A 22590-nucleotide genomic window follows, 5' to 3' on the forward strand; every position below is an offset into this window, starting at 1 on the left:
CCTGGTTACCGGCCTATGTGCGCCCGCTCATGGGCCAGTAACCACTGCTTGCGCTCGATACCGCCGGCGTATCCGGTGAGTGACCCGTTGGCCCCGATCACCCGGTGACAGGGCACGATAATGCCAATGGGGTTGCGGCCATTGGCCAGACCCACCGCCCGGGATGCATTGCGGTTGCCGATACGACTGGCCAGTTGGCCATAGGTTGTCGTTTCTCCGAAGGGGATTTCCCGCAAGGCCTTCCAGACGGTTTTCTGGAATTCGGTTCCGGCCCCTGCCAGCGGCAGGTCGAACCGGTGCAGCCTGCCCTCGAAGTAGGCCGTAAGCTGCTCCCGGGCGTCCCGGAAACGCTGGTCGTCACGATGCCAGTGTTCACCGATGACGGGCCGGGATGCCTGCCGCTCCATATGCAATCCGGTAACGGCGTCGCCGTCGCCGGTGATCAGCAGGGTGCCGATGGGGGATTCCAGCTCGGTGTAGTAGACGGTGGCTTGTTGTGATGGCATGGCAAATGTCCTCCCGATAGCTCCGATTATCCGCCCCGACCCAGGCTGTGCCAGAGGTGAAAAGCGGCGTAGGCGCGCCAGGGACGCCAGTGTTGTGAGCGGGCTTCCAGTTCCGCTGGTTTGGCGACACCGGCGCCCTTGAGCAGCCCCAGGTCCGACGGTGGAAATGCATCCGGGTCACCCAGGGCGCGCATGGCGATGTATTCCGTGGTCCAGGGACCGATGCCGGGCAGGGCCAGCAGCTGCTGCCGGGTGGCCTGCGGGTCCGCCGAGGCATCGAGGCGCAGTGAGTGGTCACGGACCTCCTGAGCCAGGGCCAGCAGGGTGTCCGCCCGCCGTCGGGTGAGCCCGCAGGGCAGCAGGTCTTCCCGGGACAGGCTGGCGATACGCTCCGCCGTGGGCGGTAATCGGTCCAGCCCCTCGAATGGTGTTTCCACCGGCTCCCCGAACCGCTCCACCATCCGCCGGAACAGCGTAGTGGCCGCTTTGACCGAAATCTGCTGGCCCAGCACGGCCCGCATCGCCAGTTCGAACCCGTCCAGGGTGCCCGGTAGCCGTAGGCCCGGGGTCTGTTGACTCAATGGGGCCAGTTGCCCGTCGGATTCCAGGCAGGTGGCAATGGCCACCGGGTCCGCATCCAGATCGAACAGCCGACGCAGTGGTTGCTGCAGGGCCGGCAGGCAATGGAGCAGGGAAGGGGCCAGTTGCACCTGCAAAACATTGTCCGCCGCCGGTCGCGCCGCCAGCCAGCCGGTAACCTCGCCCACCCGCAGGGTGCGAACATAGTGGCCATCCACCAGGCCCTGGCTGTGGCCGTCGGAGCGGGACACCAGGAACGCCGTCAGGGCGTCCCAGGCCAGCGGAGGCCGGAAGCCCAGCCGCAGACTCGGTGGCGTCAGGCCATGGACCTGACGGAACGCCTGGCTGAACTGGCTCTGGTCATCTGAGAATGTCATGGCAAAAGCATAACGCCGTCCAATGGCTATGTCTGGTCATTTTCGGACATCAACCTGCTGGACGGATGGGGCCATGGCAAAGAGAATGAACGGGAGACCAATAGGCAGCGACTAGGCATTACGACTTCCAGGATCCGACACCGGACACTCCAGACACCATGGCACTCGATACCTCCGCACTGAACCGACAGAACCACCGGCTGGACCACCTCGATGACGTCTGGCTGTTCGGCTATGGCTCGCTGATCTACAAGGTGGACTTCCCCTACCTGGAACGCCGGGTGGCCAGCATCCAGGGCTGGGCCCGCCGCTTCTGGCAGGGCTCCCACGACCACCGGGGCACCCCGGCATCCCCCGGCCGCGTCGCCACCCTGGTGGAAGCCCCGGGGGAAACCTGCCTGGGCATGGCCTACCGGGTATCACCGGACACTTTCGAGCACCTGGACCACCGGGAAAAGAACGGCTACCTGCGCTTCTTCACCCCCATAACCTTCACCGACGGCGGCCACGCCGAAGGCCTGGTCTACGTCGCCAGCCCCGACAATGCCGCCTTCCTCGGCCCCGCGCCACTGGAGGAGATGGCGGCGCATATCGCCCGCTCCCATGGGCCCAGCGGGGCCAATGCCGAGTACCTGCTGTATCTCGCCAGGGCGCTGGAAGACCTTGGCGCGGTGGATGAACATGTGTCCGGGTTGGCGCGGCGGGTGGAGGCGATCATGGCAACCGTGGCCTGAGGCGACGGTATTGCCAACTGGATCATTGGACGGACCGGCGTTGGTGGGTATACTGCTGACGTAATGGAATCAAACCAAGGACGTTTCACGGAGGAAACCCAGGATGGGACAGCCTGCTGCTACCCCCATTGTTTATCGCACCCTCGCCAGGGAAGTGCGGTGGATCGCTTCTGATCAAGCACCCCAATCTCCGTGCTTCCTTTCTTTTTTATCAATATTTTTCAATAAAGTAATCCGACAGGATTCTGGATCTGAATCGAATCTCCATTGAGCTTCACAGGGAGTTGTGATCATGGGAAACCCTATTGCCTTTCTGACCTGCTACCACGTATGCCCAAAGAAATCGGGCAGCAAGGATCATGTAGGCGGCAAGATTTTCAAAGCGGCGGGATCTGTCCATTCGGGCGGCATGCCTATTGCCCGGGTAACCGACAAGCTGGCCTGCGAGTGCGGTTCGGATACTATTGAAACAGGATCAGCCGGTGTGTTCTGTGAGGGGCAGCCTGTGGCCTATGTCGGGAGCATGACATCTCACGGTGGCCAAGTAGTGGAGGGGAACAGCACGGTTTCTGTCGGTGAGAAAACCTCGGGCGGCCCTTACGATGGTCTCCTGGCCGAGATGTTGGCGGAGCCTATGGAGAAGCAGGCAGGTGAGGCGGATTCTGGGCCATCCGTTACCCAAAGCACTCAGGACACTATTACCGACAGTAACCAGAACACCGTTGCACCTGTCAGGAGCCAGTCAGGGACGACCCCATCGCCGGATAAGTCGCTCCTGTCGCAGCCTGCTGCAGATGATGAAGACCGTGAGCTGATCGTGGAAGTTCTGGGTAGAAGTCATCCGGACGGTCACAAGTTCTGCTTTTTCGACTACCAGGGTTTAGACCCTGACCCTGTCAGTCTTGACGGTAAGCTGAGTCGGGAGCCAACGGATGATTCTGTCATATATCGATGGGATTGGACTGAAGAGAAGGATGATCGGCGACTGTTTATGGAGATTGCCACCGAGTCTGGCGACCCCATCAGGGTGCCCTTCCTGCATCAGGCGAGAGCGATAGAATATCAGGACGAGGATCAGGACGATCGCCAGAAGCACGTGGTGGTTCCCGTGGTGGCATCCACCCTGATTGCCGGTGTGCCAAAGAAAGAGCTGGTTTCCGGAAAACCGCCTAAAGACACAAACCCCCATCATCATGTCCTTTGTCGGGCAGGGTTTCTCTATTTTTTCTATGAGAGCAAGCTCTGGCGAGAGGTTGAGGTCACGATTACCGAAGATGGTACGCCCCACTACCGGGATGTCCCGCTGGATACCTACCGCACGGGGGAGGACGGTAAGTTCGAGGAACGCTACAGAGAGGTTACCGGTGTGGCGCTTGAGGAGATCTGGCTGCCCTCGCGTGTCCTCAACTATTGGCAAACTATGCGGGTGGCTTTCGCTGAGTCTCAGTGGACTGGCGAGCGGGTGAACTTTTTTGAGCGCCATACCAACCATATAGATGAACGTTGCGATCTCATTGAAATGGAAATTCGCGATCAGGATATCGCTAACGGAGTTGATCACTTCACCAGACCTCTTCGATCTCATGTTCTTCCGGCATCGGTGCTTGACCGCCAACGGCCGCGCGCGCCCGGTATTGAGTACGACTATGATCGGCCTGAGGAATATCTGCTCACCAAATCCGGTCTGTATGAAGACGATGAGACCTCTAAAGCATTGAACGTGCATAGCCAGCACGAGGACAGTAGTGCATACGCTCCCGTGCCTGAAGACAAGCGCCCCGAGATGAATGCGCTATGCAATGTGTTGGCAGGCACCATGAGGGAGCTGGACATTGAGGGGGTGGACGACAATCTCCCCAACTGGGAGAAGGCGCCTGTCAAATACGCTCCTATCGACAAAATCAAGGAGCGGAAGATTGGCGTCATTCGCCTGGAGGATCGCCTTTATCGCGTTCGGTATCTCCTGGAAAGACATAAGGCCGGAGCTTGGTTCGCTGATGCGGCCGTCCGCAGGGCAAAGGAGAGGGAGTTTTTCGATTCCGCATCGTTGGTCAACACGGTGGTGGTCCCGGAAGAGATTGGTGGAAAGCCGAGTCCTTTCAATGAACACAAGGATGAGATGGATGACAAGGGCAAGCAGTTGCTGTCCTTCTCCATGGCTGAGCATGAGCGCGGTATGGCGGTGGCCTACCTAGCGGAAGTACAGGACCAACTGATTGAGCTGCTGAACGACTCCCACACGCAAAACGAAATCGTCGAGCTGTTTACCCACTACGACTGCGATTACCTGGGCGCATTCAGCTTTATGACCAGTGTATTCCAGACGGTAAGCAAAGAGCCTTTCGAATGCGATGCACTCAGTGGCCCGGTGAATGACATCCATGCCTATCGTGGAAAACGTTGGGTCAGTGATGTGGCTGAAGGAGGGAGGGGGGCTTTGTACCTGGCCTTGTTCCCTGACATGAAAAAGGATGATCTGACCCAGCCCTACCAGGGCCCCACTGAGGAAGACCTGGATAAAGATCGTGCCTCGTACCGGTCCAGTCGTGGCATTTACCAGGCAACGAAACTGGCCGCATTGGAGGATGCAGAACTCCCGGACGCGGACAGCCTGAAAACCCTTGATGGATTGTCTGTCTTGCAGGCCGCTGAGCTGGAGATGACAGCTTCAGTGGCTTTGGCGGGCCTAAAACCAATGGCCAGTCTATTGATGACCATTCAGGGCAACCTGATCAGTGCGTTGGAAGAGGCCAATAAAAAGTCATTGGAGGCCAGGCAGGAGCACGGAAAACTGGTCAGGCTCCAGAGTGAGGAACAGGCAAAGAAGCTACGGATAGAGAACGAGGCAGACGAGCTGAGACGAGAGATCGGACGGCTGGAAGAAGCGGAGAATAATCAACTCCGGCATTTAATGGATAAAGAGCACAGGATTCGAAAACTACAGGATAACAGAAGACAGCTCCCGCAATTGGCCAGACAAATGCAGGAGCTGGATGCCGAGATTGCCAGTCGGGCGCAGGCCATTGAGGAACTGGGAGCCAGGACACTGGCACTCAGGTCCGAATACACCATACGCCTTGCCCATTATCTGCGAAGCAGTATGCCCGGTAACTTCGGAAACCTGAAGCTGACCAGCTACTCCCAGGCGGTTGTTGAGCAGAGCTTCGTCCTGGGCATGCCGGCAGCGTTAATCGCCAGGGATTATGAAAGGTTCTATAAAGCCGCCCTGGAGGGTAAGGCCGACAAAGAGGTGGCAGTAAAAACCTTGCACGCTCAGGGCAAGGGGATTTACCAAGAGTACCGTGCAGACGTAAAGGTACTCACAATGCCGGAAAATGAAGAAACAGCAAAGACATTGCGGCAATTGTCCGAAGCCGAAACGGAGTATGTGCAGTTAAGAAATGAGCTGGATGAGGCCAAAAAGCTGGCAAAAGACACGCTTTTTACCCGGCCCGGCGCTGTCCTGCAGACTGAGCTGGAGAACACCGTAGAACAGAGAACCGAGTTGGCCAAAACCAAGTTGGACAGGCGTATCAACCTTGAAAAGCTTGAGGCCAGGCTGGAGGCTTCAGGCCACCGACTTTCTGATCTGACCAAGGATGCACAGAAGGCAGCTAATGACTCGACGTCAGCCGCCAACAAGGCTGCCGCGAAAGCATCCAGTAAGGTTTATCGTGCTTTAAGCCATCCGATAGTTCCAATTGGGGCTCTGCTTTTAGAAGCTTTCAATGTATTTAGTATGGGTTCCGGTATTAAGCGAGAACTCCGCATAAGCCCAATTCGTGGTGGCCTGAAAGGCCTTTCAGCGACATATGATGTCGCTCTTTTATCAGTAACAATCTCAAATAGATTTGCCAGCAATGGATCATTGATAGCCAGAAGAACCGAGTTTCTTCACCGTGAAGCTTTTAAGGGAAAGGTCGCTGAAAAGATTGCAGAACGTCTAGGCAAGAGATTGCTTTTGAATGGGGCCCTCGGCGTTATTGGTGCCGCGATAACGGCAGTTACGTTATCAATGGATGCTGCCTACGCATTGAACCTGGGCAACCCGGCTGTAGCCGCCGCCAACGGCCTTATCGCAACCGGGGTTGTCTCCCTCACGGTATTTGGTCTGATGGGGAAAAGCGGGGTGCTCCTGATGATGGGGCCATTGGGATGGCTGGCCGTTGGCGTTGCTGCCGTGGCAGTGGGTGTCTGGCTATTGTTTGCCTACAGCGACCAACCCATCCAGGTATGGCTGCGTAACGGGCCTTTCGGACCAGAGGATGGCGTGGACGCCCTCAAAAGGAGCAAGGAAGCCTATCAAAGCCTGCTCAGTGTGTGTATGGGGGTAAGCGCCAGACTTGAGTCATTTGAGTCAGGAGAAGTTGAAGATCAAAGTGACAGGGCCGCGGCAATAGCAAAGAGCAACGCAAGAATAGTGATCAGGAGCCCGGCGATTGGGTTACAGAGTAGTATTGTCAGTGACGATTTTTCAGTAAAGCTGGACCTGGTCGAGGAACTGAAAAGGATCTATGTGGAAGATATTGCCAGTGTCGATACAAGTCGATGGTCAGTTTCGAGAAGAACGCCAGTACCAGACCATTTTGTGAACGACCTTGTTGTTCTCTGGGAAGAGCGGACCAATGACGGCCTGGCTTTCTATATCGATCATCCATCAAAGCTGACCCAGAAAGTCCCGGTATCACTGAACACGGAGAAGGAATATCTGGAGTACGAGTATCATATAAAAGAGTACTCTTGGCAGGTCAGCGCCCAGCTTAAGCTGCATTATCAGGACGATGACTTCATTGTCGTTCCAGGCCCGGACCCTGAAGATAACCTGCCCTACGACGAGAAGAACGAAGAGCATACAAAGCCGGATTATTCCGATAAAGACCAGCATTTCTGGCATCACACAAGGCTGACGTTGCCAGAGGGGGCTTAAGGGAAAATATGGACGCACAGTATTATTCGTCGATGGCCTACCATTCAGACCGGGATGCCGAAGTAGTTAACAGAGAGCGACGCTTTAAGAAGAGCTGGTTCGATGAGTCCAGCAGTGTGGGCCTACGCTGGGGAGACGCCGGGGATGTGATCCCCTCGGTTCTGTTTCGTCATAAAACGCCGGAGAAACTCCGAAACCTCCACCAGGAAACCGATCTGGACCGGCAGATACAAAACGAAAGTCGTGAAGACCACGAGTGCATCCTGCATGCCCCCTATCCCTTTCGTATCCGTGCGGCTATGGTCTCAGAGAGTATCGGACGGATCGCATTTTATGTATTAACGCCTTTAAGTCTATTGGTTGGTTTTTTTTTAACGTGGCTAGTAAAAGATCAGTGGAGGGATATTCCTGAAGGTTTAGTTGAAATGTGGGGTATGTTTGTGATTACCTCCGGCATACCGTTAGCGATGTGGATAATTCCTATAGTTATCCTCACCCTGTTCCCAGGCTGGCTAGGCAAAAAAGGTCGGGGCCCGGAATGGGAACTCAACCGCCGAACCGGCATGGTAAGGGTCTGGCATTACCCGCGCCGCTTTTCACGCCGACGCAAGCCCGAGATCACGGAGCACCCGTTCACGGATTACGAGGCCTCGGTCAGTGCAGCGGCTGACCAGTATGGTCCCTGGTACCATTTCACAATGAGGCATCGCATCAGTGGTGAGTACATCAACGTCGGCACCATCATCGGCCCCCAGCGGATCTCCGAAGAATGCCATGCCCTATGGGACTTCTTGCAGAACTACATGGATGTGAGTCGCCCGTTACCGGATGTTCCTTTCCTGGAACCGCACCGGCAGAAGGACCCGGTAACGGCGGTGCATGATGAAAAAGTGGGGCGACCGGCCCACTACTGGCGGGATATGGACATGGCTACCTTTGAGAAGAAAGCGCAGGAAATGGCGCAGCAGGTCCGGCGGATCAACACAATTTAACTCTGGGAAAGCCATGACTGACTTGTGGGTGAACCGTCACCGCATATTGAGCCATTAAAAAGGCCAAAAGGAGTTGATTTGACGACGACTGAAGGGGATCTTTCTACAGTCAGGAAGATGTTCAAACAGCGGCTCCATTGGGGCGATGCGAAAGATATTGTTCCACCTACTATATTTACAAAGAATACCCCTAAAACTTTGAGAAGGTACGAGAAAGAAGGCGATATTTCAGGTGAGATTGGGTTTGAGGGTCGTTTTGATCAGTCCTGTTTGAGGTTTGCCAGGCTCTCAGCATTTAGTTCATTTATTAATATAATTAATATAGTGGCAAAGGTTGGTTTTTTTGCTTCGATCCCGGTTTCGATATTGACGTCTATTCCCCTTTATTTAATTCTAAGGGATGATCCATCATTTCATTATAGTGAGATTTTAGAGTTTCTGCTTTTCATTAATGGTGCTCCTCTTCTTGTGTGGAAAGGTACAGACCTATTGATAACCACCTTTCCAAAGTTCTTCATCCGATCCGGCAGAGGCCCGGAATGGGAAATCAATCGACGTACTGGAATGGTCAAGATCTGGAAGTACCCACGAAAGATTCCGTTCGTCAAGCGGGGCAAACCCGAAATCATCGAAGAGCCTTTTACGGCGTTTACACCCTGGATCGGGATATCCGGGGACCGGCATGGGGCACTTTATCGCTTCGAGTTCTTCCATCGCGAGAAGGATCTTGAGGCTTTCGTCGGTGATGCTCTTGCACCCCAGAAGCATCCTGTCATGTGCTATGCCTACTGGCAGTTCCTGCAGAACTACATGGATGTCACCAAGCCGCTCCCCGATATCCCGGCCCTTGAGGAGTATCGACACCTGGACCCGGTAACGGTCGAATACGATCAGAAAACGAATCGTCCGGAACGCTATTGGCGTGATATGGATGATGAAACGTTCAAGCAGAAGAAACGCGAGCAGTTTGAAGAGGTTATGTCCTATCGGGGTGAGGTATAGTGCCGCCATATCCAGTGGCATGCGTGTAGTGATCCTCGATAACCCATGAGCAAACACAATGATGGAAAGGAAATCCCGCCCCGGGCGGGCCGGACGGAACCGTTTCCCAGCGGGAAGCTGACGTTTCTGTCGCCAAAGCCCTTGCCCACCGGGTTACCCCCCGTGGATCATGCCCACGCCATCGGCGAGGTGAACGATGCCTACCTGGAATTTGGTACCGGGGTGCCGTCGGCTTTTAGTTGGCAGGCGACGCTTGGTGGGCCGTTTGGCGTGTTCATAATGTTGGCATTTATTACCCCCTTGGGTATTGCAGGTATAGGCCTGCTCCAGGGGGTCGGTATGGTTCGGGCGATTGAGGCCTTTTGGCAACTATTCGACTATATGTGGTGGATCGCTGTTGCTGGTGGGCTTGGAGCATTATTTCTAGCGTACCTGCCTCGCTGGCAAGCCCATGGCCACCTGATGTACAAGGTGCCTACCCGCTTCCACCGACAGCGCCGGGAAGCCTGCTTTGTGCCCAAGGGGGAGAAGGCGCCCATCGTGGTGCCCTGGGAAGACCTGGTGGCCTGGGTCACCGAGGCCCGGGGCGTGACGGAATACGGCGTGCAGCGCCAGTACGGCTTTGGCTTCGGGTTCTACCACCCGGACACCGGCGAGAAGTACACCCTGGAGTACGAGACCTACGGCCTGGCCCAGGCCATCAGCAACTGGGAGGCGATCCGGGCCTACATGGAATACGAGGTGCACACCCTCAAGGAAATACAGGACCCGCTGGACCTCCAGGGCCCGGACGACCCGCCCTGGGAAGGTGTCCACGTGTTCCGCAACGCCCGGAAGCGGTTGCACCAGCAGTACCGGGACGGCGAGGCTGGCATCTTCTATTTCGCCGGCTGGTATCTGTACCACGTGATGACCTTCTGGACCATACCCAACCGTCTGGTGGAATGGGAGGCCAACAAGATCAAGACCCTGACCCACCGTGCCGTGCCTGAGCAGATGGCGGAATGGTCCGAAGCGCTACCGGAAAGTGATTGGTCAAAGCCCAGTGATGAACTCACGCGCCTGAGCCGGAAGGTTCGCGAGAAACAACAGGCCCAGCCATCGCGCTTGCCCCAAGAGGTGTTTGCGGAGGTCTACGCCGGGGAAGGGAATGGGGTGATATCGGCGTGAAGCGTGTGATAACAAAGGTCCACTCCCCATACGTTGGTGGGAAGACTGCCAACCTTGCAGTGGTCAACTAATCCCGGATGGTGGATCCAGGAAGCAACTGAAATGGCGCTTCATCAGCTCGTAAAACACAGAGCGCTACCACGATAAATATTCATGGATGACAAGAGGAATGACAATGGACGTCGCCACCCCATATACCCCTGAAGAGTTCCGGGCAGCCGTTCTCCGCAACGACGAACGCGGTCTGTTAAAGAAGTGGAGTGACCACCCCTTCTACACCCTATTCGTCCGGGAGAAGTCCGGCGGTGAAATTCCTGCGTTGATGGATGTTGGCCGGCAAAAGGCCTACGCGTCCTCAACGGAGCAAGACGAAATCGCCGCGTTTGTGGATACAGCTACCGTACCTGAAAGCGATGGTGAGCTGTTCGTCAAAGCTGTCCCGTTGGCTGAACTGGCACGCAATGCCGTCGTCCAGGGTTTTGCGATCTTTTGGGTTGGTCCGGGGAAGATGATTGAAGGTACGACGCTTCACTTGCTCGCCGACACCGCAGTCGTGCATGACCAGGAAGGACAGGAGATCGCTTACCGTTCCGACCCTCTGTTCTTCGAGGCGAGTGTGGACCAGCCCGCTCCCTATAAGGGCGCGGTGCAGCGCTGGGAAAAGGTGACGCTCGGCAACAATGACAGTGCCGGGAGAACGCCAACGCTCTATGTCTATGATGATGGTTTCGACTGGCGGGGTAACCCATATCTGCCGGAGCTGCCGGAGTCTGCCTTACCCGTAAGTTCGCTATCGGCCAGTGCCCAGGCCTTTTTCCGGCGCTGGGAAACGCCCCTGCTTGGTACGCAAGAGGACGCACCTCCACCTGAACCGCCCGAACAGGACAAGGGTACGGAAACCCTGGTGCCGCAGGAGTGGCTGGCGGGATTCGGTAAAGTGCGGGAGCTTGTGGACAAATACCTGGTGCCGCCTGCAAGCGAGCTATTCCTGGTGGTTACCCTATACGAGCCAACCGACGACAGTGACATGGACGAGACGTTCTGGGAGGTGGACCTGAATGTCCCGGATCGGTTCGGGAGTCTGATGCCATACGAGGGAATGCTGGTGTCTGCTTCCAGTTTCAGGGCGAACCCCGGTCTACCGGATGAGCCCGGGAAGCACGCCGTTTCAGGGGCCTTTCGGGAAAGGCTGGTCAGGCAGCTGTCCTGGCGGATGTTCGAGAATGGTCGAAGACTTGGAGAAAGGTTCTATCTGGACAACGAGCAGTTTGAGCGGTCCTTTCCATTCAGGCCCGACAACGCAGATCTCATCTTCCAGCCGGACTATGAGGATCCACGCTTTCCCTGTCTCGCCCGATTCCGGTGTGGTAACCATGATATCCCGGTATTGCTGCAGGGGCAGGTCAGGGGGAACTACGCCTGCGAGCCTTTACAGCGCATCAATGTGCCTGAATCCGAGGTGCCCTCCATGATGCCCGGGCGGAACCAGTTGTTTGTGGATGACGTCATGGAGTTGTTTGATGATGCCGGTGGCGTGCTGGTGCCGAAGGAACTTATCGACTTCCCGGAACCCTGGTACAAGGGGGCCCGGGCAAGTAGCTGGCAGACCACGTACGAGCTTCGGCGTTCAGCTCATGTGGATCGGTTGGTGAGTGCCTACCCCAAGGCTGCTGACAAGACCGGGGCTGGCCGCGAGATACTGAATTATCTGGTCCTGGCCGTTAGTATTGTTGTTACCCTGGTCTGGATGACGGCCCAGTTCTGAATCGATAACTGCTGTGGGCCACTGCCCCCACCCTCACTCAATCCCAAGCACAGAAGCCGGCAACCCAATAAACAGCCCACCCCAGTAGCGCCCGTCCGGCTCAATGGGAACCGACAGGTTGAACATGACTTCACCAGTATCGCGGATGTAGCTCTGCAGCTTGAAACGCCCCATATGGGGAATATCCCGGCTTTGGAAGAAGCGCATGTGGCGGCTCTTCTGCAGGTCCACGTCCGGGTCGCCGGTGGGCTCGTGGGACAGTTCGCTGCGATGGATGGCCACGTAGCCCTTGCTGTCCAGCGGCAGGCAATAGAGGGTGCCATCGTTTTCCTTCGCCCACTCGTCGATTAGATACTGACACGCCTTCTGGAAGGCCCGTGCATAGCTGACATCGAATTTCTGCGGGTTGGTATTGGCGATGGGCTGGTGGTTGCGGTCGAACATGTTGACGCCATCGGCCACCAGCTTCGCGATTTCCGCCTGGATCCGATCGCGGCGGGCTTCCACTTTTTCCAGGGTCTCCTCCAGGCGGCCTCGACCGATACGGAACTGGCATAGCTTGTGGAGGGTTTCATCTGCGGCGTCCACCAGTTCGCTGGTGCGGTTGTCCGAATCCTGCATGCTCTCGCGAATGCGCTGGCCCAGCTCGCGGATCTCGGTGCTACGACCATGTACATCCCGGTTGACCACCGACAGTTCCTCCACCGCCGAACTGATCTGCAGCAGGTCGTTGTGGGAGCTCTCGAAGTCGCCAATCATGTTCTGGAAGTGGCCGGAAGAAGACTCGACCGAATGCTGGACCCGGTCGGCCTGCTCCATCATGGCTTCGGTTTCGGTGGAGGTTCGTTCCACCACCTTGCCCATCTTGTCGACCAGGTCGTTGATCTGGTCCGCCGCGCCGCCTACCTTGACAGCCAGGGTACGGACTTCGTCGGCCACCACGGCAAAGCCCCGACCCTGCTCGCCAGCCCGGGCGGCTTCGATGGCGGCGTTGAGGGCGAGCATGTTGGTCTGTTCGGAGAACTCCTGAACCGTGCGCAGGATGGTCTGGATGCTCGTCGAGGTGCCCTGCAGCTCACCCACCGTGCCCTGGAACTCGCCCATCATCTCGCTCACCTGGGTGATTAACCGGGCGGCTTCGCCCAGCTCGGTTGACGATTCGCGTCCGATCTCCAGGTTACGGGAGTTCATCTCGGCGATGGTGGTGGTGCGTCGCGCCAGTTCGTCAATGGCGGAGGAGGACTCCTCACTGGAACTGAAGATGGTCTCGGAATAGGACTCCTGCCGGGTGGCGTCCTTTGAAGTCTCTTCCGCCAGCTTGCGGCTGTGGGCGGCGGACAGGGTGACCTTGATGGTCTGGGTGCGAAGATCCTCCAGGGTCTGGCGCAGGCGCTCGACAAACTGGTTGAACTGGTCGGCGGTTTCATCGGTGCCCTGGTCGACCGACACTTTGCGGGACAGGTCGCCCTGATCCTCGTTGATGCCTTTAAGCACGGTGACCAATGCCTGGCGCCCACCACCGGCACTGCGGCGGAAGTGGACGAGCAGCATGGCAATACCGGCCACGCCCAGGGCGACGGCGAGCCAGCGGAGCCAGCCCTCTGCCTGGGTAAACAGAACGATGGCGGTGATCACCTGCAGGCCAGCCCAGGTCAGGTGGTCCCAGCTCAGATTCGGGCCTGTTCCGCTGGAGAGTGTCGAAGAAACGGATGTCGTATGGGTGATGGTGGACTCGGACGACATGGCACATTACCTTGTATGAGGAAAACGTTCGCTGGTATGGCGACAGCAGTTGTTATGGACACGGAACAGAGAGTCTAGCCCTGCCTGATACCATTATCCGTTTCCATATGTAACCTGAAGCGACGCTCGGAGCTGGCTATGGCCAGCTCACGTACCGGGGCTAACGTAACAACACCAAGGGAATTGACACTATGGAGCACTACACCGGCAGCTGCCTCTGCGGCGGCATCCAGTACGAAATCCGCGGAGAACTGGCTCCCGTCCAGATCTGCCACTGTCAGCAATGCCGAAAGGCCCAGGGCGCAGCGCTGGTGACCAACATCCCCGTGCCTACCGACCAGTTTTCGATGACTCAGGGAGAAGATCTGCTCAAGGTCTTTGAATCGTCTCCCGGTAAGCAGCGGGTATTCTGCAACCGTTGCGGCTCGCCTATTCTCAGTCGTCTGGAAAGCCTGCCGGGTGTCGTTCGAATTCGTGCCGGAACGCTGGACGGGGAACCTCCACTCAGGCTGATGGATCATGCCTATGTCGGATCCAAGGCCAGTTGGTGGCCGATTATCGATGATTTGCCGCGGCTGGAGGGCGGGCGCCCACCGAAAAGGTGAGTGTTCTTTATTTTGCCTGGGCTTTTGCAGTTAGCGGTATCAGATATCCGTCTGATACCGCTCCCGAACCCCCTCATCAATCTGCTCTGCTTCTATCTCGGTAAGACTCCGGTTTTCCGCAATCTCCTGCCCGAAAGACACTTTCACACGTTGCCTGGGAGTTTCCGGATTCCAGATACCACTACGAATCAACGCCTTGCCGCAATGAAAGTACGCGTTCACTACCTGTAAGCGCATCACCAGCAAGGCCTGTTGCGTCTTGGACGTCAGTTGCTGGTTCAGGCTGTTGTCGTGCACCAGCGTTGGGGTGCCATGGACTCTCAGCACCTCGGTGGTACCCGGCACCATGAACAGCAGACCCACCTTCGAACCCTCAAGAATATTCTGGAAGGAGAAAGCCAGCTTGTTGCCCTTGCGTTCGGGAACCAGCAGGTGCTTCGCGTCTTCTACGTGCACAAAGCCCGGCTCGTCCCCTTTGGGCGATATGGTGGGGAAGCCATCGCTATCAACGGTGGAGACCATGATCAGCGGTGAGTGCTGGATAAACGGCACCATGCGCTCATTCAGGTGATCGTAGATCTTGCCTGCAGCCATGGGGCTCGGTTCGCCCAGGATCTTGCGTACTTGATCAACACTGGAAAGGTTCATCGTTCATAACTTCCGAATGGGGTTTGAGGGCCGACTGGGTTCGAGCGGCCCCCGTGGAGTCAGAGCCTCTCCCCCGACCACGGGCAGTAATCCCAGGAAATATGTGCATCCCTGCCGTTCGGGCACTTGCGGGGGATGAACAGGGAGTTGAGGGGCAGCTCGATGGTGCCCTCCATTGCATCGCCGTTGCGTTTGGTCAGGTCGACGTCCAGCGTGCCGGTGCTGTAGGGATCCAGCAGCCGGTCTGAGCCCGCTTGCTTGTCGTCATAGACGAAGAACTGGAGATTGCTGCCCAGGTTGCCGATGGCGCCGGCCAGGATCGGGCGGAAGGCGCCCAGCATCATTTCCAGGTCGGGGTCCAGTTCCTTCATCGGCTTCAGGACGATGGGATCACTGCCTTCCGGCGTGAAGGTGACCCGCATGGTGTCTTCGATTTCCTGCATGGGGTAAAACTTGAAGGCCCCCATCTGGGTAATGTCCGCCTGCACCACCCCCAGAATGGAGACACCGCTGACGGCATCGATGGTGGCCTGCTTGTCCGCCTCGCTGGAGAAGGTGTCCCGGGACAGGATGGCCTGCCAGAATTCCTTGGGAATCCACCACACCACCGCGGCGTGATCGTCGCCGGCCCCCTTGGGCATGACTTGCGTATCTTCGGTCAGTTCGTCGGTGGGGACATCCGCCAGCGGCTTACGTTCAACCGCCAGGGCCTGGGTGCTCATCAGCAGGATGAGGGCGAGGGAGGGCAACAGCTTTTTCATCGGGGTTCCTTTCGTTTCGATCTCTGGGTCCGTCATAGGACAGAGCCCTGCTTCATTGTGCAGGACGCACGGTAAACAACGACGGGAAAGGGATGGCGGCGGAGCTTTCGGGCCGGAGTCCTTTATGGCGTGACCGTTGGTTGCTTCCTGCAAGTCCGGTAAACATTACCATCCGCTCATGGCCAGGCCAAGACTGAAAGGGAAGGTTCGGGATGGAATCGCTGGAATGGCGAGGGGGACGACCCGATATCAGGGGCCCGGCCCCTTACCTGGAGGGACCGGGCATGTTCTCGGATTTACCGGCTGGTCAGGTAGTCGGTGGTCAGTGCGGAGAGTGCCTGGATGCCGGTAACCAGCGCCTTGTCATCCACGAGGAATTCCGGCGAATGATTGGGGGCGGCGCCCTTCATCTTCTCCATAGGGGTGACCCCCAGGAAGAAGAACAGGCCCGGCACTTCCTTCGCGTAGTAGGAGAAGTCCTCGGAACCGGTAACCAGCGGTGCCTCGAAGACCCGGTTGGGGGCGACCTTCTTCAGGGTGGGCAGCATCTGTGCCGTCAGGGCCGGGTCGTTCACGGTGGTGGCGTAGTTGTCGACGATATTGACCTCGGCTTCGGCACCGGTGGCCTGGGCAATGTGCTGCGCCGTGTGGGTGATGTGTTCATTCACCTGCTTTTGCACATCATCGTCAAAGGTCCGGATGGTGCCACTCATTTCCACGGAACCGGGGATGATGTTATGGCGTGCTCCACCCTCGATGGTGCCGATAGTGACCACTGCCGGGGCCGGCATGATGTTGGTCCGTCGGCTGACCACGGTCTGCAGGCCGTTGATGATCTGGGCGCTGGCGACAATGGGGTCCACACCGTCCCAGGGTTGGGCACCGTGGGTCTGCTCGCCATTGACGGTGATGTACAGGTCGGAGCTGCTGGCCATGGTGGGCCCGCTGCGGTAGCTGATAATGCCGGTGGGGGCTTTGGAAGTGACGTGGAGCCCGAAGATGGCATCCACGTCCGGGCTCTTGAGTACCCCCTCGTCCACCATCAGACGGCCACCAAAATGACGTTCCCCCTGATAGACATAGTCGCTGGGGCCTTCCTCGGCGGGCTGGAAGATGAACTTCACGGTGCCCGGCAACTGGTCCTGCACACTGGCCAGGTTCTCCGCCACGGCCATCAGGATGGCGACATGGGCATCGTGGCCACAGGCGTGCATGACCGGTGTTTCCTTGCCCTGGTATTCCTGGATCACGTCGGAGGCATAAGGCAGCCCGGTAGCCTCCTTCACCGGAAGGGCGTCCATGTCCGCCCGCAGGCCGACCACCGGTCCCGGTTTGCCACCCTTGAGGACGCCCACCACGCCGGTGGTGCCGATGTCGGTTTCAACCTCCATGCCCAGGCTGCGAAGGTGCTCGGCAATCAGTTCGGCGGTGCGGTGCTCCTGGTTGCCCAGCTCAGGATGCTGGTGGATATCATGCCGCCATTCGATGGCCTTTTCGTGCACGCCGGCGGCACCCTCAATAACCTGATCGGTCAGTGACTGGTCGGCCAGGATGGTGGGGGAGGCGAAGGCGGTACAGGCCAGGGTGGTACCCAGCAAGAGGTGTCGCATGGTGTTCTCCTTGTTGTGGTTTTACTTGGGGATTATTGGCTGAGGCTCGACCGGGGGATCTCTCGATACTCCGAGGGTGAGCAGCGATACCATTCCCGGAAGCTGCGATAGAACTGGGCTGGCTGGCGGTAGCCCAGCAGTGCGGCGGTCCTGTCGTTGGAATACCCCCGCAAGAGGTAATTGGCGGCAAGCTTGCGTCGGTTCTCATCCAGCAGCTCCCGGAAGCTGTAGCCCTCCGCCCGGATGCGGCGTTGCAGGGACCGGCGGCTGACCGCCAGCAAACGGGCGCACTCATCGATATTGGCTTCGCCGAGCCGATACAGCAGGGGCAGGAGGATGGCGACGGATTCCCGCCATTGGGGCTGTTCCTGCAACTGGTTCAGTCGCCGTTCTCGCCGGGCCAGCTTCTCGGCGGGAATGGTATGCCAGTCGAGCGGGCGTGAAAGATACTCCGCCGGAAATTCAATGGCCCTTTCCTGGCACCCGAACACCAGATCGGCCGGAAAGAGCTGCCGGTAGTGGTCCTGCACCACCCCTGATGGCATGTGGTCCAGCCTGATGGCGTCAATGCGGGGTATGCCCAGCGACGGAAGTATCCTTGCGAAGCCATAGGTGATGGCATCAAGCGGTTCCCGGGCATCGGAGAAGCCGGTGGCGGGGAGGACCCGCAGGCTGGCGGTCTGCTGTCCGGTCGTCAGCTCGATGGTGCACAGGTCGGACCCCACCTTGGTGTAACGGCTGACCAGTGAGAGAGCATCGCCCGGGCTTGTGGCCCCCGCCATGAATGTCCGCGCCAGGAACCGGGGTTCATAGTTGAGGGTTTGATAGGCCCGTACCAGTAACAGCGGATCGGCGCAGCGATCACTGATGCCTTCGTGGAGTTCCAGCAGGTGGTGCAGGGGAATCCGGGTATTGGCGGAGGGGCCGGACAGCCTCGGCAGACGTTCCAGGGCCTGCTCCAGCAGCGGAGCTTCAACCACCCGGCCCAGCCCCTTGAGGGTGGTCAGGTAGTGTTCGATGGACATCGACGCAACGGGGTTGGTTTGCAGCATAGTGTTGTTATGGTCTTGTCATCGGGGCATCGGACCTTGGTCACAGGAGAGCCCTTTACCTGTGATCCTGTCTAGCGAAATTACAGGCTGGAGCCTCTCCCGCACAAGTGCAATCGGCGCCAAATCGGCACAGGGCGGCCCTGCATTCCCGGAACCTCCGCCTTGAGGTGTCATTCAATATACTGTACGTTTGACCAGTATTTCATAACCAACACTGCGAGGCACTACCATGGCGGTACAAGCAGTCTACTTCTCCGATAAGGATGGGCTGGACATGGCACTGAAGCATCCGGAAACCCTGCTGTTCTCCAACAAGTCCGAGGCGGATGCCCGGGACAGGGTGCTGGAGTTATCCGAGGAGATCCGCGAGTTCCTGACCCGCAAGGTGGAAGGACTGGATGAGGGGACGGCTGACCGTTGTGCCCTGGCCATCGCCGAGAACAAGGACCTGTTCCAGAAGGCCCTGAAGAAACCCCACCTGCTCAACGAGCCGGAAACCACGGAGGGGTAGGGTTTATAGGGCGCGGAGAGTGAGTGCTCCGCGCCTTCATTGATTAACTGGCCAGTTCCGGTTGCCCACGGGACCGGATGCGTTCCAGTACCCGCGAAGCCCGCTGGTCGCCGGTGTCGATGCCAGCAGCGCGAAGCCTGTCGTCCAGGGATTGGTTACCAATGTTGTGGTCCGGTTCCGTCAGGGCATCGTCCATGGCGTGGAGGTGTTCCTGCCGGGCGCGGATGCGGGCGATGGACTGGTCCATTGACGCCAGTTGGTCGCTCATCCCGTCCTGGTAGCCCCGCAGCTCCACGGTGACCCGCCCTTCGGACCGGCTGGCGCGGGCAATCCGCAGTTCCGACTGGTAGTGGCGCCGGGCCCGGGCGATATCCCGGAGCTGACGGCGCAGCCGGGTCTCCTGTTGCTGAAGGCGGTCAAGATGCTGCTGTTGCCGGGTCAGCAGATTCTCGTCTTCGGCGATGGTGGCGGCCAGTTCAATGGCCAGGTCCTGATGGCGCTTCGCCAGGGCGTCGGCCACCTGGTCTTCCCGCTGTCGAATGCCCAGCTGGAGCGAGTCGTTGTCCCGTTGCAGGAACTTCTTCTCCGCCATCAGGCAGGCCAGTTGCCGCCTGGAGCGGCCCATGGCCTGCTCGGCGTCCTGCAGTTCCCGTTCGAAGATGCGGACGGCATCGGCGTCCACCCGTTTGGCGGAGGGCTCCTCGGCGGATGCCCGGAGCAGGGTGTTGAATTTGGTCCAGATGCTCATGGTGTTACTCCGCCCCGAATGACACCGTGATGAAAAATACTCGAGAGGCGGAATGGCTCTTCCGTTCGTTGTCCATCGTCCTTTCCTCACGTTTTGTTGTTGATGCCGACGATGGATTCACTGTGCCGGGGCTTTTCAGGACAGACGAGAAAAATCAAAAAAGTCGCGTCCTGTTGGTCCGGTGGTATTGGATAATGGTACTTTTGGGATAAACAAAGGCAGGAGGATTGCCCGATGGCACAAACCGTCGCCATTGTGGAAGTGCTGAAACGACGCCTGAAGGAACACGGCCTGACCTACGCCCAGGTGGCGGAGGCCCTGGACCTGTCCGAGGCCAGCGTGAAGCGGCTGTTCGCCGAACGGCAGTTCTCGCTCCGGCGCCTGGATCAGGTCTGCGGCCTGATGGGCCTGGAGATCAGCGAGCTGGTACGGGAGTTAAAGCCGGAACCGAGGATCCAGCAGCTGACCCTGGAACAGGAGCAGGAACTGGTATCGGACGACCGCCTGGTGCTGGTGGCCATGTGCAGCCTGAACCGTTGGCAGGTGTCCGAGATCCACGCCAACTACGATCTGACCGAGACCGAGGTTATTGGTTACGTGGCACGGCTCGATCGTATGGGCTTGCTGGAATTGTTGCCGGGTAACCGCACCAAGCCGCTGGTGGGGCACGACTTTTCCTGGATAAAGAATGGCCCGCTCCAGCGCTTCATCGAAGCCAAGGTGCAGCCGGATTTCTTCAATTGCGATTTCAACGGACCGGGGGAATTCCGGCTGTTCCTGAACGGCATGCTCTCCACTCATTCCACGGACTCGGTCCACCAGAAAATGCGGCGGCTGGCTCAGGAGTTCCTTCACTGCCACCAGGAAGATCAGGCGCTGCCCCTGGGGGAACGATTCGGGGTCAGCCTGGTGGTGGCCATACGGCCCTGGGAGATGGAGGTTTTCGCCAAATATCGACGCCCCGAGGCTCGCAAGCCCTATCCACGTAAGAAGTAACGCATTCAGGCAAACGCGCTACCTTTTGGTCAGTTGTTCGCGGGCACGGATCAGGTTGTCCCTGGCTTGCGCCTCCCGCTGCGTCTGGAAGGGTGGGGAATGATAGATGCTCGGCGCGGCCAGGAAGACCGCCAGCACCTTCTTCCGCCCCCGCCGGTAGAGGGGGCTGGGCACCCAGCGGTATTCCTGTCGCACCTGGTCCTCGTAGCGCTGGTACATGTTCGCTGGTGCCCCCAGGATGGCCAGGTCGATATCCAGCAGCAGGGCCTCGTCGTCATCCCGGGGAATGGAGGGGTGTTCGGTGACCTCAATCAGCCGTTTCACCCGTTCGATGGTGGTAATGGGTTCTCCCAGGCGGGTCAGTTCATCGACGGCGAAGTCGGCGCTGCGTGCCTCGTTATCGCTGGCGCGGGGGTTGTAGATCACGTCGTGATACCACAGCGCCAGTTCCACGGCACGGGCGTCCTGTAGCTGATCCCGGTGCTGGTCCAGGTGGTTCAGACAGGCTTTGACATGTTCGAAGGTGTGGTAGGCCCGGTGGGGTTCGTCGTACCGGAGGCGCAGTCGTTGGTAGCTGTCCTGTAGCGCTGCGGGTGGCTGGTCGGGAAACAGCGATTGCCAGCGTTCCTGCGGGTCCCAGGTGGCCTCCTGTCCTGCCATGGCATGTCCTCCTCGATATGACATTGGTCAGGTCATCCTATCCCGGGAGAGCACAGGGAGGAACACTCATATAGGGTATCGCGACTGCCTTACGATTTACGGCAGGAAGCGCTTGAAAAACAACCAGTCCCGTGGTCGAATAGCATCAGTTGGCCCAGGAAGGGGCCATGCCAGCAAAACCACACCGAGCCAGGCAGTTAAAGGCATTGATGCAAAGATGAAAGGAGTCAGGGATGATCAGCAAGGATCCGGTTCTGGTCCACGATATTCTTAACCAGGTTTACGAACTCACCTGCCTGCCCAGATATGGCGCCCAGTCCGGCGCGGAAGCGTTTCCCCATGATCGCGCCTACGCCCTGGAAACCCTGCGGCGCATCGCCCGCAATACCCGCCGCGACCCGTTCAACTACGCTCTCTATGACGCGTGGCAACTGGTCCACGGCAAGCCCTGGACCCGTCCGCCGAACCTGAATGCACTGGTGGACGACCTGGCTGATGCCATCCACCAGGGCCGTCTGTATGCCTACAGTGAGAGTGCAGGCCTCAGTCGCGTAGCCCGTTGACCAGGAGTACGCGCGGCAGCCCATGACGGGTGCGGCCACATCCGCACCCCGGTTCTCCGTCAGTGGCAGTATGGCCTGAAAGTCAGCGTCCTGTGCTATGTTCGATATAAACCCCGTCCGTTATGGAGGCATCATGGACCGGTTTATGGAACTGGCAATGGCCGAGGCAGAGAAGGGCCTGGCGGAAGGAGGTATTCCCATTGGCTCCGTGCTGGTGTGCGACGGTAAGGTGCTGGGTTCCGGTCGCAACCAGCGGGTTCAGTACGGGAGTGCCATCCGCCATGGCGAAATGGACGCCCTGGAAAACGCCGGGCGCCACCCCGCCGACGTCTGCGCCCGTTCGACCCTCTATACCACGCTGTCGCCCTGCGCCATGTGCTCCGGCGCTATCCTGCTGTACGGTATTCCCCACGTTGTTATCGGCGAGAACAAAACCTTCCGGGGTGAGGAAGATCTGCTCAGAAATCGGGGCGTGGAACTGGAAGTCCTCAACGACGAGGCCTGCATCGAGATGATGGAACGCTTTATCCGGGACAGGCCGGAGTTGTGGAATGAGGATATCGGGGTGTGAGGCAGGGATGCCCCGAAAAAGTCTGCGACCATTCGGGTAAAGCTGCGTCTTAGGTATAGCGATACCACAA

Annotated in this window: 20 protein-coding genes; 11 read left to right on the forward strand and 9 right to left on the reverse strand. The window is 58.3% G+C overall.

Annotated features, from left to right (window positions below; all coding sequences use genetic code 11):
* Positions 1-5: 5 nt before the first annotated feature.
* The gene (locus ACJO2E_RS15995) at positions 6-506 is read right to left on the reverse strand and encodes a methylated-DNA--[protein]-cysteine S-methyltransferase (protein WP_406965130.1); all 501 of its coding nucleotides are present in this window, start codon (positions 504-506) and stop codon (positions 6-8) included.
* Between the two features lie 26 nt (positions 507-532).
* A complete protein-coding gene (locus ACJO2E_RS16000; RefSeq protein WP_406965132.1) occupies positions 533-1462 on the reverse strand; it encodes a DNA-3-methyladenine glycosylase family protein in 930 nt (309 codons plus the stop codon).
* 158 nt (positions 1463-1620) lie between these two features.
* Between ACJO2E_RS16000 and ACJO2E_RS16005 the strand changes: the two genes are divergently transcribed.
* From ACJO2E_RS16005 to ACJO2E_RS16030, 6 genes are all read left to right on the forward strand, one after another.
* Positions 1621-2196, forward strand: a complete 576-nt coding sequence (locus tag ACJO2E_RS16005) for a gamma-glutamylcyclotransferase (RefSeq protein ID WP_406965133.1) — start codon at positions 1621-1623, stop codon at positions 2194-2196.
* A 292-nt stretch (positions 2197-2488) separates the two neighbouring features.
* Positions 2489-7123 carry a PAAR domain-containing protein gene (locus tag ACJO2E_RS16010; RefSeq protein ID WP_406965135.1) on the forward strand — a complete coding sequence of 1545 codons (4635 nt, stop codon included), beginning with the start codon at positions 2489-2491 and terminating at the stop codon, positions 7121-7123.
* An 8-nt stretch (positions 7124-7131) separates the two neighbouring features.
* Entirely contained in the window at positions 7132-8115 is a 984-nt protein-coding gene (locus ACJO2E_RS16015) for a hypothetical protein (RefSeq protein ID WP_406965137.1), read from the forward strand.
* 78 nt (positions 8116-8193) lie between these two features.
* The gene (locus ACJO2E_RS16020) at positions 8194-9117 is read left to right on the forward strand and encodes a hypothetical protein (protein WP_406965138.1); all 924 of its coding nucleotides are present in this window, start codon (positions 8194-8196) and stop codon (positions 9115-9117) included.
* 45 nt (positions 9118-9162) lie between these two features.
* Complete coding sequence (locus ACJO2E_RS16025) at positions 9163-10287, forward strand: hypothetical protein (RefSeq protein ID WP_406965140.1); 1125 nt, start codon at positions 9163-9165, stop codon at positions 10285-10287.
* A 175-nt stretch (positions 10288-10462) separates the two neighbouring features.
* Positions 10463-12052: a hypothetical protein gene (locus ACJO2E_RS16030; RefSeq protein ID WP_406965141.1), complete on the forward strand. Its 1590-nt coding sequence runs from the start codon at positions 10463-10465 to the stop codon at positions 12050-12052.
* Positions 12053-12085: 33 nt separating this feature from the next.
* Here the strand turns inward: ACJO2E_RS16030 and ACJO2E_RS16035 are convergent, their stop codons facing one another.
* The gene (locus ACJO2E_RS16035) at positions 12086-13795 is read right to left on the reverse strand and encodes a methyl-accepting chemotaxis protein (protein WP_406965142.1); all 1710 of its coding nucleotides are present in this window, start codon (positions 13793-13795) and stop codon (positions 12086-12088) included.
* A gap of 191 nt (positions 13796-13986) precedes the next feature.
* Here ACJO2E_RS16035 and ACJO2E_RS16040 point away from each other — a divergent pair, with 191 nt between their 5' ends.
* Entirely contained in the window at positions 13987-14400 is a 414-nt protein-coding gene (locus ACJO2E_RS16040) for a GFA family protein (RefSeq protein ID WP_406965144.1), read from the forward strand.
* Between the two features lie 39 nt (positions 14401-14439).
* On the opposite strand, the gene ACJO2E_RS16045 is transcribed toward ACJO2E_RS16040, so the two are convergent.
* The 4 genes from ACJO2E_RS16045 to ACJO2E_RS16060 all read right to left on the reverse strand — a co-directional run bounded on the left by ACJO2E_RS16045 (position 14440) and on the right by ACJO2E_RS16060 (position 18471).
* On the reverse strand, positions 14440-15048 hold the full coding sequence (locus ACJO2E_RS16045) for an MSMEG_1061 family FMN-dependent PPOX-type flavoprotein (RefSeq protein WP_406965146.1): 609 nt from the start codon (positions 15046-15048) through the stop codon (positions 14440-14442).
* A 59-nt stretch (positions 15049-15107) separates the two neighbouring features.
* Positions 15108-15809, reverse strand: a complete 702-nt coding sequence (locus tag ACJO2E_RS16050) for a hypothetical protein (protein WP_406965148.1) — start codon at positions 15807-15809, stop codon at positions 15108-15110.
* Positions 15810-16105: 296 nt separating this feature from the next.
* A complete protein-coding gene (locus ACJO2E_RS16055; RefSeq protein WP_406965150.1) occupies positions 16106-17419 on the reverse strand; it encodes an amidohydrolase in 1314 nt (437 codons plus the stop codon).
* Between the two features lie 32 nt (positions 17420-17451).
* Entirely contained in the window at positions 17452-18471 is a 1020-nt protein-coding gene (locus ACJO2E_RS16060) for an AraC family transcriptional regulator (protein ID WP_406965152.1), read from the reverse strand.
* A 229-nt stretch (positions 18472-18700) separates the two neighbouring features.
* On the opposite strand from ACJO2E_RS16060, the gene ACJO2E_RS16065 reads away from it, so the two are divergent.
* Entirely contained in the window at positions 18701-18982 is a 282-nt protein-coding gene (locus tag ACJO2E_RS16065) for a YebG family protein (protein ID WP_406965155.1), read from the forward strand.
* Between the two features lie 43 nt (positions 18983-19025).
* Here the strand turns inward: ACJO2E_RS16065 and ACJO2E_RS16070 are convergent, their stop codons facing one another.
* Positions 19026-19730: a PspA/IM30 family protein gene (locus ACJO2E_RS16070; RefSeq protein ID WP_406965157.1), complete on the reverse strand. Its 705-nt coding sequence runs from the start codon at positions 19728-19730 to the stop codon at positions 19026-19028.
* 234 nt (positions 19731-19964) lie between these two features.
* On the opposite strand from ACJO2E_RS16070, the gene ACJO2E_RS16075 reads away from it, so the two are divergent.
* Positions 19965-20726 (forward strand): helix-turn-helix domain-containing protein, encoded by a 762-nt coding sequence (locus ACJO2E_RS16075; RefSeq protein ID WP_406965159.1) that lies wholly within the window; start codon positions 19965-19967, stop codon positions 20724-20726.
* 18 nt (positions 20727-20744) lie between these two features.
* Here ACJO2E_RS16075 and ACJO2E_RS16080 read toward each other — a convergent pair whose 3' ends face one another.
* Positions 20745-21386 (reverse strand): HD domain-containing protein, encoded by a 642-nt coding sequence (locus ACJO2E_RS16080; RefSeq protein WP_406965161.1) that lies wholly within the window; start codon positions 21384-21386, stop codon positions 20745-20747.
* A 233-nt stretch (positions 21387-21619) separates the two neighbouring features.
* Here ACJO2E_RS16080 and ACJO2E_RS16085 point away from each other — a divergent pair, with 233 nt between their 5' ends.
* Together ACJO2E_RS16085 and ACJO2E_RS16090 are read left to right on the forward strand one after the other, a co-directional pair.
* Positions 21620-21949 (forward strand): hypothetical protein, encoded by a 330-nt coding sequence (locus tag ACJO2E_RS16085; protein ID WP_406965163.1) that lies wholly within the window; start codon positions 21620-21622, stop codon positions 21947-21949.
* A 133-nt stretch (positions 21950-22082) separates the two neighbouring features.
* Entirely contained in the window at positions 22083-22520 is a 438-nt protein-coding gene (locus ACJO2E_RS16090; RefSeq protein WP_406965166.1) for a nucleoside deaminase, read from the forward strand.
* Positions 22521-22590 lie beyond the last annotated feature (70 nt).

This window comes from Marinobacter shunpengi, from assembly GCF_045449695.1.
In the GTDB taxonomy this organism is placed as follows: domain Bacteria; phylum Pseudomonadota; class Gammaproteobacteria; order Pseudomonadales; family Oleiphilaceae; genus Marinobacter.

Coding starts and splice junctions, on each gene's coding strand:
- ACJO2E_RS15995 (WP_406965130.1), bottom strand. CDS start 506: ATGCCATCACAACAAGCCACCGTCTACTACACCGAGCTGGAATCCCCC.
- ACJO2E_RS16000 (WP_406965132.1), bottom strand. CDS start 1,462: ATGACATTCTCAGATGACCAGAGCCAGTTCAGCCAGGCGTTCCGTCAG.
- ACJO2E_RS16005 (WP_406965133.1), top strand. CDS start 1,621: ATGGCACTCGATACCTCCGCACTGAACCGACAGAACCACCGGCTGGAC.
- ACJO2E_RS16010 (WP_406965135.1), top strand. CDS start 2,489: ATGGGAAACCCTATTGCCTTTCTGACCTGCTACCACGTATGCCCAAAG.
- ACJO2E_RS16015 (WP_406965137.1), top strand. CDS start 7,132: ATGGACGCACAGTATTATTCGTCGATGGCCTACCATTCAGACCGGGAT.
- ACJO2E_RS16025 (WP_406965140.1), top strand. CDS start 9,163: ATGAGCAAACACAATGATGGAAAGGAAATCCCGCCCCGGGCGGGCCGG.
- ACJO2E_RS16030 (WP_406965141.1), top strand. CDS start 10,463: ATGGACGTCGCCACCCCATATACCCCTGAAGAGTTCCGGGCAGCCGTT.
- ACJO2E_RS16035 (WP_406965142.1), bottom strand. CDS start 13,795: ATGTCGTCCGAGTCCACCATCACCCATACGACATCCGTTTCTTCGACA.
- ACJO2E_RS16040 (WP_406965144.1), top strand. CDS start 13,987: ATGGAGCACTACACCGGCAGCTGCCTCTGCGGCGGCATCCAGTACGAA.
- ACJO2E_RS16045 (WP_406965146.1), bottom strand. CDS start 15,048: ATGAACCTTTCCAGTGTTGATCAAGTACGCAAGATCCTGGGCGAACCG.
- ACJO2E_RS16050 (WP_406965148.1), bottom strand. CDS start 15,809: ATGAAAAAGCTGTTGCCCTCCCTCGCCCTCATCCTGCTGATGAGCACC.
- ACJO2E_RS16055 (WP_406965150.1), bottom strand. CDS start 17,419: ATGCGACACCTCTTGCTGGGTACCACCCTGGCCTGTACCGCCTTCGCC.
- ACJO2E_RS16060 (WP_406965152.1), bottom strand. CDS start 18,471: ATGCTGCAAACCAACCCCGTTGCGTCGATGTCCATCGAACACTACCTG.
- ACJO2E_RS16065 (WP_406965155.1), top strand. CDS start 18,701: ATGGCGGTACAAGCAGTCTACTTCTCCGATAAGGATGGGCTGGACATG.
- ACJO2E_RS16070 (WP_406965157.1), bottom strand. CDS start 19,730: ATGAGCATCTGGACCAAATTCAACACCCTGCTCCGGGCATCCGCCGAG.
- ACJO2E_RS16075 (WP_406965159.1), top strand. CDS start 19,965: ATGGCACAAACCGTCGCCATTGTGGAAGTGCTGAAACGACGCCTGAAG.
- ACJO2E_RS16080 (WP_406965161.1), bottom strand. CDS start 21,386: ATGGCAGGACAGGAGGCCACCTGGGACCCGCAGGAACGCTGGCAATCG.
- ACJO2E_RS16085 (WP_406965163.1), top strand. CDS start 21,620: ATGATCAGCAAGGATCCGGTTCTGGTCCACGATATTCTTAACCAGGTT.
- ACJO2E_RS16090 (WP_406965166.1), top strand. CDS start 22,083: ATGGACCGGTTTATGGAACTGGCAATGGCCGAGGCAGAGAAGGGCCTG.